The following is a 12,978-nucleotide window of genomic DNA, read 5'->3' as shown; positions in this document are numbered from 1 at the left end:
GGAACTCCGGGCAACCCCTGGACTCCGCGCATGCGGAGCGGGTAGAAAACGCGCAGGGAGCATTTCGCCGCCGTCCGCGGAGACAGCGCAGACCGCGTCGGGGCGACGCTCACCTATCTGCTTCTGCACTGCGCGGTACCGAGCATCCGCAGGCCGTACGGCTCGACGCCGACCCTCGACTTCGACGCCCGCGGCCGCCGACATCACCATCGCCTCAATGCCACCTGGAGCAGCACGTGCGCAACCGGCAGACACTCACCGGCGCCGGCCCCGCCGCCACGCGGTCCGTCCCCGCCGTCCCCTCGACGCTTCGCCCCGGCGCCACCGATTCACCGGCCGCGTACCGGCCCCTGAGCACGCCCATCCCGAGCCTGCTCCTCAAGAGGATCACCGCCGGTGCCCGCCGCGTCGCCGGGCACCCCCGCGAAGCGCACTGAGCCCCCGCACGACGCACCGCCCGGGGTTCTCCATCAGCGGAGCGTAGGCCGCGAACCGGCCGCCGTCCCGGCCGGACCGGTCGCGGCGTCCACGCCGACCGGGCCGGCAGTCGGTACGGGAGGTCCGCCCTCCGGGGTGCCGGAACACGGCTCGACCACCGCCGCCCGCGGGAACGGCCGTGTTCCGGCACCCTCGGACGTGCTTCGGACCGCGGTCACCAGTCCGAGCAGCTCGCCCAGCCGGCGGAGCGTGGCGGGCGACGTCAGACGCAGGGTGGCGAGGTCGAGGCCCTCGTCACCCAGGACCGTCAGCAGGGCCCGATCACCGATCGCCATCACCCCGCCGCGACCGTCACCCGGCCGTCAGACCGCGCGGGGCCGGCACCCCGGCCTTGCGCGCGTGCAGCAGGGTGCCACCGAGCGGCAGCGGCGAGTCGTCGACGAGTTCGAGGCCCGCGTCGGCCAGCAGCCGGGCGAAGTGGTCGGCGCGGCGTTCGCGGCCGCCGGTGTTGCACATCATGTGGAGGTCCCACGCGGTGGCCAGCGAGGTCGAACCGTCGGCCGGCAGGACCCGCTCGACGATGAGCAGGCCGGCGTGGGCGGGCATGGCCCGGGACACGTGGCGCAGGATGTCCCGGCAGCGCTCGTCGTTCCAGTCGTGCAGGACCCGGGAGAGCAGGTACACGTCCGCGCCCGGCGGCACGTCCGCGAAGTCACCCGTGACGTACGTGCACCGCTCGCCGCAGCCCGCCGCGTCCAGCTGCCCGCGGGCGGCGGCGACGACGTGCGGGCGTTCCAGCAGGACGCCGCGCAGTCGGGGGTTGGCGGCCAGGACGCGTCCGAGCAGCTCGCCCGTCCCGCCGGCGATGTCGACGACGGTGCCGGGAACGGAGGCCCGGCCTGCGGCCAGGATCGCCGGATGTGCGGGGACCGGCTCGAACATCCGGGTACTCGCGACCATCGAGCGGTCGAACTGCTCGGCGAGTTCGGGGTCGCGGGCGAAGTGGTCGAAGTGGTTCTCGCCGAAGAGGTGGTCGAAGGCGGCCTCGCCGGTCCGCACGGTGTGCTCGAGTTCCGCGAAGGAGTGGTAGAACGGGCCGCCGTACATCAGTGCCAGCGGCCGCATCGACCCCGGGGCGTCCGCCCTCAGGAGCGCCCCGGTGCCGGTGAGCCGGAAGCCGTCCGGGTGCTGCGCGACCACGTCCAGCATCACCAGGTAGCGCAGGAGGGTCGCGAGGCTCTGCGGGTGAGCGCCGATCCGGTCCGCCAGTGCCTCGGCGCCGGCTCCCGTGCGGGTGTCCAGGGCGTCGGGCAGCCCCAGCCGGGCGAACACCGCGAGGGCCTGGGTCGTCCAGGCCCCGGTGAGCAGGTGCAGCAGCGCTTCCGCTTCCCGGTGCGGATCGGCGGGCCCGTCCGGGCGGTCCGGCCCCCGGTCCTCGTCCGGCCCGGCGGGGTACCGGCCCAGGTGCGCGGCCAGGGTGTCCGGGTGGGCGCCCGCCACGTGGAGTTCCAGCCGCCGGTACCCGGTCCGCGCCCCGGCCGGGGCGGTGAAGTACAGGACGGTGCCGTCCTCGTGCGGGTTGTAGCCGCCGCCGTCGGGGCTCGCGCCGTGCCGGGCGAGCAGCGCGCACAGGCCGTCCACCACCAGCGGGTCCGCGGACTCGACCTCGAAGGCGAGGTGCGCCTCGTGCTGGGCGACCCGCTCGTGCGCGGCGAGCGCGGCCAGGCCGGAGCCCGGCGGGACGGTCAGCGCGAACACCTCGACCACCCGGCGCTCACCGAGCGGGCCGCGCAGCGGCGGCCGCAGGATGGCCACGTCCAGGCCCGCCGGATCGTGGCCGTGCCGCAGCGCCAGCCGCTCGCGGACCACCGTGCTGGGCGTCGACGGTACGTCCACGGCCAGGTCGCAGGCCGCCAGTTGATCGTGCAGGGCGTCCCGGTCGGACGGGAAGACCAGGACCGCGGCGTGGGCGAAGCGGCAGTGGTCCGCCAGTGCCCGCAGCCGCGGGCCGGGGAGGCCGGGCAGCAGGAGACGGAGCAGCGTGGTGCTGTCGTGTTCCCGGACGAAGGTGGCCGCCGCGAGGAGGCGGGTGACATCGTCGGTGTCCGGGGGCGTCATCGTGGTCGGCATGGTGCGGTTCCTTGTCCGGGTGTTCGGGAGTCCGGCGGGCGGCGGGCAGCCGACAGCCTCCGGCCGGCGCGGGGCCGGGCGGAGCGGGGCGGGCGCGGCGGGGCCGGGCACAACGAGGTCGGGCGGAGCGGGGTCGGCCGGCGCGGGGCCGGGCGGAGCGGGGTGGAGCGGGAGGGCTCAGACGCCGGTGTAGCTCTCGGCGAACCAGTCCTGGTGGGAGCGCGAGGTGCGCAGGGATTCGAGGCGCGAGCGGCGCAAGGATTCGTGGAAGAACGATTCGCCTATGGGAGCGGCGGGCTCGCGGTGGAGCAGCCGGATCATCCAGAGCGAGAACTCCTGCGCCCGCCAGATGTGCTCCAGGGCCTGCCGCGAGTACCGGTCCAGCGCCTCGGAGTCGCCGTGCGCGAGGTCGGCGATCAGGGCCCGGGCAAGGAGTTCCGCTTCCAGGACGGCCAGGTTGGCGCCCTTGGCGGCGGACGGGCTGATCAGGCTCGCGGCGTCCCCGGCCAGCAGGAGCGATCCGTGGCGCAGCGGTTCGATGACGTCGGACTCGAAGTCGACGACCCCGCGTTCGAGGATCCGGCCGCGGTGCAGTGGTCCGTGCTCGGCGGCGTACATCCGCGTTTCGAGTTCGTCCCAAATCCGCCCGTCGGACCAGTCTCCGGTCGCGGTGCCGCGCTCGCACTGCAGGTAGTAGCGGGTGACCTCCGGGGTGCGGGCCATGTGCCCGGCGAAGCCGCGGTCGTGGACGGCGTAGCCCACGGCGTCCAGGCTCGGCGGCGCCTCGGCGAGCAGGCCGAGCCAGGAGATCCCGTGGTCCCGGTGGTGGCGTACGGCGCCGGGCGGCAGGGAGCGCCGGGCCGCGCCGTGCCGGCCGTCGCAGCCGGCCACGTACCTGGCCTGCCACCGGGCGAGGCGGCCGTCCGCCTCCCGTACGGCCACGGTGGGGCGGGTGGTGCCCGTGTCGTGCACGGCGAGCGCCTCGGTCTCGAAGTGCACCCGCCCGCCTGCCTCCAGGTAGGACGTCAGCAGGTCGGTGACCAGGTACTGCTGGGGGTAGACGGTGTGCGGTTCGCGCCGGCCGAGGCTGCCGTAGTCCAGACGGAAGCGGCCTTCGGCGGTGCGGAATTCGCAGGCGCCGTGCTGCTTGCCGTTGCGGTGCAGGCCTTCGGCCAGGCCGTGGCGGTCCAGGATCCGCAGGGTGCTGGGGGCGAGGAAGCCCGCGCGCGCCCGGGTCTGTACGCGGGTGCGGTCGGTGCGTTCCAGGACCACGCAGTCGATCCCGCCGCGCTGGAGCAGGTTGGCCAGCAGGAGACCGGCCGGCCCCGCCCCGAGGATCACGACATCGGCCGACTGCACTGCTGTTATGTCGCTCTGACTGTTCGTCACAAGAAGTGGATCATAGTCACCGATCTGCGACCGCCATGGCGCCGGTAACCCGAATTGGCCAATAGGATGACAATCTTTACGCCAGCCACAGAAATCGGCGCGTGGCCGTCATATTCGCCGTCGCGAGGAAATCGTGCGGCAACGGCGGCGCCCCCGGGGGAGGGACCGCCGTTGCCGCTCCGCCGGAACGGGTGGTCCGGGGCGGTGTCAGTCGCGGTACTCGCAGAGGTAGGCCGTGTCGGCTTCGACCTTGAGCTGGAACTTGCTGTCCGCCGGGACGTCGAAGCGCTCGCCGGTCCGGAAGGTCTCCCAGCCCTCGGCGCCGGGCAGCCTGACGGTCAGCGCGCCGTTGACCACGTGCATGACCTCGCGGGCGGCGGTGCCGAACTCGTACTCCCCGGGGGCCATGACGCCGATGGTCGCGGGACCGTCCTCCGTGGTGAAGGCGATCGACTTGACCGTGCCGTCGAAGTACTCGTTGACCTTGAACATGGGGGTCCTCCTGGGAGACGGGCGGAGCCGGGCGGCCGGCTCGTCGCGCCGGCACCCGGTGGGCAAGGCTAGCGAGAGCGGCCGTTTCTCCGAGAAGACGGGGTGCCCACGCGCCCACGGCCCCCACCCGCGGGTGATCACGCCCCCGGAATCACTGCTCGTGGCACCGGCGTGCGAGATGGACAGTGATGTCGGCGGCGATCTCGACCGTCCCGGGCAGCACCCGCAGCAGCCGGCCGAACAACAGCTCCCGGTCCCCCGGCGCCAGCACGAGGTACGCCGAGATCGTCGAGAGCAGGCCCACGTAGTCGCGCGCGCTCATGCTCAGGCGCCGTTCGATCACCGACTGTCGGACGTCGGTGAACCACGCGGACCGCCGCAGCTCCGTACCCGGCCACCGCATGTCCGGCTCCTCGTCCGGGGGCGGTACGTCGTCGCGGTCCAGGAACGGCGCCCGCGCGGCACGCACGGCCTCCTCCACGGACGGGTCGACGAGTTCGGTCGGCCCGCCGAACGAGGCGAACACGCCGCCGGGCTCCACCAGCGCGGCCATGTGCGACCACCGGCCCTCCGGCCTCGTCCAGTGCAGCGCCGCCGCGGCGTAGACCAGTCCGTAGCGCTCCCCCGGCCGCACGTCCTCGAACGCGGCCCGCACCGTCCGGACACCGGCCGGCACGTGCTTGCGCAGCTCGGCGAGCATGCCCTCGTCGGGCTCCGTGGCGGTGACCGTCACGCCCGGCCGGGCGAACAGGCGGGTCGCCTTGCCCGTCCCGGCGCCGATCTCCAGCGCGGTCCGCACCGGCCGGCCCGCGTAGGCCGCCACCAGGTCGAGGAGTTCCTCGGGGTACCCCGGGCGGAACCGTTCGTAGGCTTGCGCCACTGCCCCGAAACTCAACGCACGACCAGACATGCCGAGATCCTGGCACGCGCCGCGCCGTCGGCGCACGGCTTGTCCGCGCAATCCGGCCGCCCGGCACTGGCGGCCCGAGCGGAGTGGGGCCTGCCTCGCCGAGGTGCTCGGCACCTTCCGGCGTGACGACCTGCCGGGGGGGCGGGTGTGCTACCAGGTGACGGTGTCGTAGATCTCCTTCTTGGCGAGAGTGATCCAGATCGCCTCGGGGTCCCTCTTCGGGCACCGACATGAACATCTCCCCGGCGGGCCGGGCACGGCGGCGCCCCGGAGGGCGGGCGCCGTCGTCGGCGCCCGCCCTCCGGGGCCGGTGGGTCAGTCCCAGGGGTTGGCCGACTGGCCGCTGATGGCGGTCCAGAAGCGGGTGTTGGCGGGCAGGGTGCCGTTGGCCCACAGACCCCAGCCGGTGCCGTCGTGGAACTCGGCCATCCGGAAGCCGGCGCCGAAGGCGGTCGCGCACTTCTGGTCGGCGACGGCGCGGCTGGTCAGCTCGTAGCCGGGCAGCGCCGGGGTGACCTTCACCTCGCCGCCGGCCCAGCTGTGGAAGCCGCTGGTGGGGACGCCCGCCGGAGCGGGGCGGCCGTCCTGCTTGATGCAGAGCACCGGCAGCACGGCGTTCGCCGCGGTGTCACCGTTGTACGGGTCGCTGTTGGTCAGGTTGTCGAAGCCGACGTGCACCACGTTGTCGGCGCGCTGCTCCAGGGTGCCCCAGGTCATGCCCTTGTGCTGGCCCGGAGGAGCGTGGAAGACCGCGTCGTAGGTGCTGCGGTAGACGTCCCACTGCTGGTAACTGCCGCCGTCACAGCCCCTCAGGACCAGCTTCCAGCCGCCGAAGTTCTTGCGCGAGTTGTCCAGGCAGTCCGACGTGCCCACGTTCTTCAGCCGCAGGCCGACCAGGTCGTACAGGGCCGGCTCCGCCTCGAACGGGGTGATCTCCCACTGCTGCCTGGTGTAGCCGGCCACACAGCCGGTGGTCATCGGCAGGTCGTCGGCCGTCAGACAGAGGACGCCGTCCGGGCTGCTGGTGGTGACGGTGAACCGCTCGGGGTAGCCCGCGACGCGCTTGATCACCCACATACCGGGGCTGTCGGACGGCGCGCAGGGGTGCATGTCCTGGATCCCCGACCTCGCGTCGGGGCAGCGCTGGGAGTACTGGTTGAACAGGACCGACGCCGGGGTGTCGGCGGACGCGCCGCCCGGCAGCAGGAGCAGCCCGGTGAGGGCGAGCAGGATCGCGAGCAGGGTACGCCTGAGGGATACGAGCAAGAGTGCCTCCGGAAGCCGTCGGTACGGGGAAAGCCGGATCCTGCGCGGAACGCCCCCTTCGCAGTGGCCGGCCACGGGCCAGTTTGTCCGTACGCAGCCAAGGCCGGTATCCCAGCCTTCTGGGATACCCGCTGGACGGCGACCGGTGCCGCACGGGCCCCGCGACGCCACCCGCGGACAGGCCTCGCCGCCGATCGGCCGCGACACCCCGAGGGCCCTCTGGCGACACCGATGGCGCCCTTGCGCATACGAAGGGAGGCCTCCCCGCCGCCGGTCGGCGGCCACGGCAACAGCGCGGCCGGCGTGGCCGCGGCCGAGGTCCTGAAGGCCGGTGGCAAGGGCTGACACCGTCGGTCGGGCCGGTGCCGGCACCGGACCCGTCGAACAGCCCACCCCCGCGTTCGTCGCGGGCGACGAACGCGGGGGCTTAGCCTTGTCCGCGGGTACCGAGCCGGGGGCGCGGTCAGGCCCCTAACCTGCGGAGATGATCAGGCACATGGCGACGCACTCCGCCGGCGGCCTGGGCCGGGTACTGCGGGACCTCGGCCCCACGCTGCTCGACCTGCTGCACGGCGACGTCGGCCTGGCCCCGGAGATCGGCGGCGTGGGGATCCACGACCCGTACGACGAGCAGCAGTACCCGCCGCGGGCCATCGTGCTCGGGGCCGGCGTCCGGGGCTCCGAGGAGATCGTCCGGCTGCTGCACGAACTGGCGACCCACCGCGTCGCGGCCCTGGTCGTACGGGGGCCCGGGAGGGGCGGGCCGGTCGGGAGCGAGCCGGGCGAGGACGGCGAGGCACTCGCGCGGGCGGTGTCCGAGACCGGGATACCCCTGCTCGCCCTGACCCGCGGCGCCTCCTGGGCCCAGTTGGCGGCGATGCTGCGCACCCTGCTGGCCGAGGGCGACATCGGGGACAGCGGCGGGCAGACCCTGGGAGGGGTGCCCTCGGGCGACCTGTTCGCCCTGGCGAACGCCGTCGCCACCCTGCTGGACGCGCCCATCACCATCGAGGACCGCTGCCAGCGCATCCTGGCCTTCTCCGGCCGCCAGGACGAAGCGGACCCCGCCCGGGTGGCCACCATCCTGGCCCGCCAGGTCCCCGACCGGTACGTGCGGCTCATGGAGAGCCGCGGCGTCTTCCGGGAGATCTACCGCAGCGAGGACCCGGTGCGGATCGCACCGGCGGCGGTCGGCGAGGGCGAGACGGCACTGCCGCGCGTGGCGATCGCGGTACGGGCGGGCGACGAGGTGCTCGGCTCGGTGTGGGCCGCGGTCCGCGAACCGCTCACCCCCGCCAGGGAGGCCGCGTTCAAGGACGCCGCGAAGCTCGTCGCCCTGCACATGCTGCGCCACCGCGCCGGGGCCGACGCCGAGAACCGGCTGCGCACCGACCTGGTCACCACCGTGCTGGAGGGCGGGGCCGGCGCGCCCGACGCGCTCGGCCGGCTGGGACTGGCGAACGAGCCGACCCTCGTCATGGCCCTGGGGCTGGCACACCTCCCGGGTGAGGACCACGCCCACGTCACGGCGGAGCGGCAGCGCCTGGCCGGCGCGCTGGCCATCCACCTCACCGCCGTCCAGCCGCGTTCGGCGGTGGCCCTCCTGGGCGACGTGGCCTACGCGCTGTTCCCGGTGCGGGGCGGGGCGGCCCATCGGCGCGAGCGTGCCGTACAGGTGGCCTCGGACTTCCTGGAGCGGACCGGGAACCGGACGGGCGCGGTCATCGGCATCGGGTCGGTGGCGGAGGAGTCCACCGCCCTGGCGCGGTCCAGGACGAACGCCGACCGCGCGCTGCGGGTGCTGTTCGAGCGGCGGTCGGGCGCGGGGGTCGCGTCGATCACGGACGTCAACACCGACGCGCTGCTGCTGGAGCTGCGCGACCTCGCCGCCACCCACGGCGACGAACTGTCCTCGCCACTGGCCCGGTTGGTGGCCTACGACGCCAAGCACAACGCCCACCTCGTCGAGACACTGCGGGCGTGGCTGGACGCCTTCGGCGACGTGATCGCCGCCTCGGCGAGCGTGTACGTCCACCCCAACACCTTCCGCTACCGGATCCGCCGGGTGGCCGAGGTGGGGTGCCTGGACCTACAGGACCCGGCCGCCCGGTTCGCGGCGATGCTGCAGCTGCGCCTGATGCCCTCGCAGCGCGGTGGTGCGGACCCCGCCTCAGGAGCGGGCGCCACCGGCTCCGGCTGACCGCCCGGGTGCCCGGGCGCTGCCGCCTCCGGCGCCCTGTCCGGCGCACCGCGGCGTCCGGGCTCTTGGGTCCCGCGTACGAACGGGCCGTCCACGTTGTGACGGGACGACGAACGCGCGGCCGTCGGCGCTGCCTAGCGTGGGTGTCACCCCACCCCAGGAGGACCCTCCCGTGCCGGCCGACCTCGGAACCCCGCCCCTGCCCGCGCCCCCGCCCGCAGACCTCGCGCCGGAGCTCGACGCGATGCTCGCCGACCTGGAAGAGCTCGTGACCTGCGAGTCGTACTCCGCCGACCACCAGGCGGTGGCCCGCAGCGCCCGGGTCGTCGCCGCCCAGGGGGCCCGCCTGCTCGGCGCCCCCGCCCGGCTGCTGGTGAACGGCGGCGTCACCCACGTCCAGTGGACCTTCGGAACGCCCCGCGTCCTACTGCTCGGCCACCACGACACCGTCTGGCCGGTCGGCTCGCTCAGGACCCACCCGTGGTCCGTGGCGGACGGCATCGCGCGCGGACCCGGCGTCTTCGACATGAAGGCCGGCCTGGTCCAGATGTTCCACGCCCTCGCCTCCCTCCCCACGCTCGACGGGATCTGCGTGCTCGTCACCGGCGACGAGGAGGTCGGCTCCGCCACCTCGCGCACCCTCGTCGAGGAGACCGCCCGCCGCTGCTCCGCGGCCCTCGTCGCCGAGCCCTCCGCCGACGGCGGAGCGCTGAAGACCGCCCGCAAGGGCGTGTCGATCTACGACCTCACCGTGCACGGCCGCGCCGCGCACTCCGGACTCGAACCGCAGAAGGGCGTCAACGCGGCCGTCGAACTCGCCCGCCAGGTCCTCGCGCTGCAGGACATCGCCGACACCGTGGTCGGGCGGACCGGGCCCGGCACCACCGTCACCCCGACCCTCCTGTCCGCGGGCACCACGAACAACACCGTCCCGGCCCGGGCCGACCTCAACATCGACGTCCGGGTCCCCAGCACCGCGGCGCAGGAGACGGTCGACCACCTCGTGCACACGCTCCGGCCCCACCTGCCCGGCGCGCGCCTCGACCTCCGGGGCGGCCCCAACCGCCCGCCCCTGGACGCCACCGCCTCGGCCGCGCTGTTCACGTTGGCGGCCGAGCAGGCCGCCGCGCTCGGGCTCCCTCCCCTGCGGCAGGCCGCCGTCGGCGGGGCCTCCGACGGCAACTACACCGCCGGCGTCGGATGCCCCACCCTCGACGGCCTCGGAGCCGTCGGCGACGGCGCCCACGCCGACCACGAACACGTCCGCACCGCCGAGATGCCGCACCGCGCCCGCCTCCTGGCCCACCTCACCGGAGCCCTGCAATGACCGCGTTCCAGGTACGCGAACTCCACGACCTCAAGGACTTCGAGGACGTGAAGCGCCTCTACGCCGACATCTGGCGCACCGACAGCGGCGGCACACCCGTCCCGGTCGAGGTGATGCGCGCCCTCGCACACGCCGGCAACTACGTGGCCGGCGCGTACCGGGACGGCCACCTGGTCGGGGCGTCGATCGCCTTCCTCGCCACCCCGCCCGGCACCACCCTGCACTCCCACATCACCGGCGCCGCCCCCGGCCGCGGCATCGGCCTGGCGCTGAAGCTCCACCAGCGCCGGTGGGCACTCGAGCGCGGACTGCGGCGCATCACCTGGACCTACGACCCGCTGATCCGCCGCAACGCCTACTTCAACCTCGTCAAACTCGGCGCCCGGCCCACCGAGTACCTGGAGTCCTTCTACGGCCGCATGGACGACGCCATCAACGGCGGCGACGACTCCGACCGCGTCCTGGCGACCTGGGACCTGAGCGCCCCGCCGGTCACCGCGACCGTCGCCGGCACCTGCCCGCCCGGCACCGCGCCGCCCGGCACCGCTCACGCCGTCCGCGACCGCGACGGCCGGCCCGAGACCGGCCCGATCGACGCCGAGTGCGTCCTCATCGACCTCCCCGAGGACATCGAGTCGCTGCGCCGCACCGACCCCGGCGCGGCCCGGGCCTGGCGACTGGCCGTCCGCCACACCCTGGGCGAGCTGCTCGCCGACGGTGCCCGGGTCACCGGCCTCCACGACCGGCGCTCCTACCTCGTCCGACGCACCGGCGCCACCGCCCCGCGGACGACCCTGACCACGACCCCCACCCCGACCCTCGCCAGGAGCCACCAGTCATGAAGATCTCCGGGATCGAACTCCGCCGGATCCAGCTGCCGCTCGTTTCTCCGTTCCGCACCTCCTTCGGCACCGAGACCGGCCGCGACGTCCTGCTGGTCCGCGTCGAGACCGCCGACGGCGAGGGCTGGGCCGAGTGCGCCGCGATGTCCGAGCCGCGCTACTGCTCCGAGTACGTCGACGGCGTCCAGGACGTCCTGCGCCGGTTCCTCGTCCCCGCGCTGCCCAAGGACGGCATCGACGCCCACACCGTCGGCCGGGTGCTGGAGCCCTTCACCGGCCACCGGATGGCCAAGTCGGCCCTGGAGACCGCCGTCCTGGACGCGCAGCTCCGGGCATCGGGCGAGTCCTTCGCCCAGTACCTCGGCGCCTCCCGCGACAAGGTCCCCTGCGGGGTCTCGGTCGGCATCATGGACTCGATCCCCGAACTCCTGGACGCCGTCGACGGCTACGTCGCCGAGGGCTACGCCCGGATCAAGCTGAAGATCGAGCCCGGCTGGGACGTCGAGCCGGTCCGTGCGGTCCGCGAGCGCTTCGGCGACGACCTCCTCCTGCAGGTCGACGCCAACGCCGCCTACACCCTCGTCGACGCCCGGCAGCTCGCCGAACTCGACGCGTTCGACCTGCTCCTGATCGAGCAGCCGCTCGCCAACGACGACCTCGTGCAGCACGCCCGGCTGGCCGATCTGCTGAGGACCCCGATCTGCCTCGACGAATCCATCGAATCCGCCGCGGACGCCGCCGCCGCCATCTCGCTCGGCTCGTGCTCCGTCATCAACATCAAGCCGGCCCGGGTCGGCGGCTACCTGGAGGCCCGCCGCATCCACGACCTGGCGCGCGCCCACGGCATACCCGTCTGGTGCGGCGGCATGCTGGAGACCGGCATCGGCCGGGCCGCCAACGTCGCCCTCGCCGCCCTCCCCGGCTTCACCCTGCCCGGCGACACCTCCGGCTCCCACCGCTACTTCGCCACCGACATCACCGAGCCGTTCGTCCTCGCCGACGGCCACCTCGCCGTCCCCACCGGCCCCGGCCTCGGCGTCGAACCGCTGCCCGACCTCCTGAAGGAGGTCACCACCTCCACCGAGTGGATCGCCCTGTAACCGAACGCGGGGAGGGTGTCCGGCCGATCGGCCGCGACGACCGGCGGGGGGGGGGGGGGGGGGGGGCCGCCCCCCCCCCCCCCCCCCCCCCCCCCCCCGCCGCGTCGCGACCGTGTCCTGCCGGGGCCCCGGGCCGCCCTCCGGAAGGAGCGCACGTGCGCCCGGCCCGCGCCGGCTGCCGAGGAAGACTCCGGCCTCCGGCGCGGGCCGGGCGCGGGGCGGGCCGTGGATCCCGTAGGGTCGGCCAATGGCGAAGTACTTCGACGTTCACCCGCAGACCCCGCAGGCCCGCACCATCGGCACGGTGGCCGAGAGCCTCCGTTCCGGGTCCCTGATCGCGTACCCGACCGACTCCTGTTTCGCCCTCGGCTGCCGCATGGGCAACACCGAGGGCCTCGAACGGATCCGGACGATCCGGCGGCTCGACGACCGCCACCACTTCACCCTGATGTGCGAGAACTTCGCCCAGCTGGGCCAGTTCGTCCACATCGACAACGCCGTCTTCCGCGCCATCAAGGCGGCGACGCCGGGCAGCTACACCTTCATCCTCCCCGCCACCAAGGAGGTCCCGCGCCGGCTGATGCACCCGAAGAAGAAGACGGTGGGGGTCAGGATCCCCGACCACGTCGTCACGCAGGCACTCCTCGCCGAACTCGGCGAGCCCCTTCTCTCCAGCACCCTGCTCCTGCCCGGCGAGGACGAGCCCCTGACCCAGGGGTGGGAGATCAAGGAGCGCCTCGACCACGTGCTGGACGCCGTGGTGGACTCCGGCGACTGCGGCACGGAACCGACGACGGTCGTCGACTTCTCCAGCGGCGAGGCGGAGATCGTCCGGCGCGGCGCCGGCGACCCCGCGCGCTTCGAGTGACGCCCCGGCCACGGGC

General features: G+C 74.1%; 11 protein-coding genes. 5 read left to right on the top strand and 6 right to left on the bottom strand.

Annotated elements, in window-relative coordinates:
• Positions 1–470: 470 nt before the first annotated feature.
• The 6 genes from ACIF6L_RS13100 to ACIF6L_RS13075 all read right to left on the bottom strand — a co-directional run bounded on the left by ACIF6L_RS13100 (position 471) and on the right by ACIF6L_RS13075 (position 6,625).
• Positions 471–773: a hypothetical protein gene (locus tag ACIF6L_RS13100; RefSeq protein WP_396489166.1), complete on the bottom strand. Its 303-nt coding sequence runs from the start codon at positions 771–773 to the stop codon at positions 471–473.
• 16 nt (positions 774–789) lie between these two features.
• Positions 790–2,568 carry a methyltransferase gene (locus tag ACIF6L_RS13095; protein WP_396489167.1) on the bottom strand — a complete coding sequence of 593 codons (1,779 nt, stop codon included), beginning with the start codon at positions 2,566–2,568 and terminating at the stop codon, positions 790–792.
• 177 nt (positions 2,569–2,745) lie between these two features.
• Positions 2,746–3,957 carry a 4-hydroxybenzoate 3-monooxygenase gene (locus ACIF6L_RS13090; RefSeq protein WP_396489169.1) on the bottom strand — a complete coding sequence of 404 codons (1,212 nt, stop codon included), beginning with the start codon at positions 3,955–3,957 and terminating at the stop codon, positions 2,746–2,748.
• A 207-nt stretch (positions 3,958–4,164) separates the two neighbouring features.
• Positions 4,165–4,449 (bottom strand): pyrimidine/purine nucleoside phosphorylase, encoded by a 285-nt coding sequence (locus tag ACIF6L_RS13085; RefSeq protein WP_359810513.1) that lies wholly within the window; start codon positions 4,447–4,449, stop codon positions 4,165–4,167.
• A 151-nt stretch (positions 4,450–4,600) separates the two neighbouring features.
• The gene (locus tag ACIF6L_RS13080) at positions 4,601–5,329 is read right to left on the bottom strand and encodes a class I SAM-dependent methyltransferase (protein WP_396489171.1); all 729 of its coding nucleotides are present in this window, start codon (positions 5,327–5,329) and stop codon (positions 4,601–4,603) included.
• 345 nt (positions 5,330–5,674) lie between these two features.
• Positions 5,675–6,625 (bottom strand): hypothetical protein, encoded by a 951-nt coding sequence (locus tag ACIF6L_RS13075; protein WP_396489173.1) that lies wholly within the window; start codon positions 6,623–6,625, stop codon positions 5,675–5,677.
• A gap of 496 nt (positions 6,626–7,121) precedes the next feature.
• On the opposite strand from ACIF6L_RS13075, the gene ACIF6L_RS13070 reads away from it, so the two are divergent.
• The 5 genes from ACIF6L_RS13070 (at position 7,122) to ACIF6L_RS13050 (ending at position 12,962) form a co-directional block, all read left to right on the top strand.
• A complete protein-coding gene (locus ACIF6L_RS13070) occupies positions 7,122–8,825 on the top strand; it encodes a PucR family transcriptional regulator (RefSeq protein ID WP_396489175.1) in 1,704 nt (567 codons plus the stop codon).
• Between the two features lie 244 nt (positions 8,826–9,069).
• Positions 9,070–10,152, top strand: a complete 1,083-nt coding sequence (locus ACIF6L_RS13065; protein WP_396489473.1) for a M20 family metallopeptidase — start codon at positions 9,070–9,072, stop codon at positions 10,150–10,152.
• Positions 10,149–10,994, top strand: a complete 846-nt coding sequence (locus tag ACIF6L_RS13060; RefSeq protein ID WP_396489177.1) for a GNAT family N-acetyltransferase — start codon at positions 10,149–10,151, stop codon at positions 10,992–10,994. Before ACIF6L_RS13065 ends, ACIF6L_RS13060 begins: the two co-directional genes overlap by 4 nt.
• Positions 10,991–12,094, top strand: coding sequence for an o-succinylbenzoate synthase (gene menC, locus ACIF6L_RS13055; protein ID WP_329485350.1), 1,104 nt, complete (start codon positions 10,991–10,993; stop codon positions 12,092–12,094). The genes ACIF6L_RS13060 and menC overlap by 4 nt, the downstream gene beginning before the upstream one ends.
• Before the next feature lie 247 nt (positions 12,095–12,341).
• Complete coding sequence (locus tag ACIF6L_RS13050) at positions 12,342–12,962, top strand: L-threonylcarbamoyladenylate synthase (protein WP_352286824.1); 621 nt, start codon at positions 12,342–12,344, stop codon at positions 12,960–12,962.
• Positions 12,963–12,978: the final 16 nt, after the last annotated feature.

The organism is Kitasatospora sp. NPDC086009 (assembly GCF_044540385.1).
Classification (GTDB): domain Bacteria; phylum Actinomycetota; class Actinomycetes; order Streptomycetales; family Streptomycetaceae; genus Kitasatospora.
This window is presented reverse-complemented; position numbering and strand designations above follow the sequence as displayed.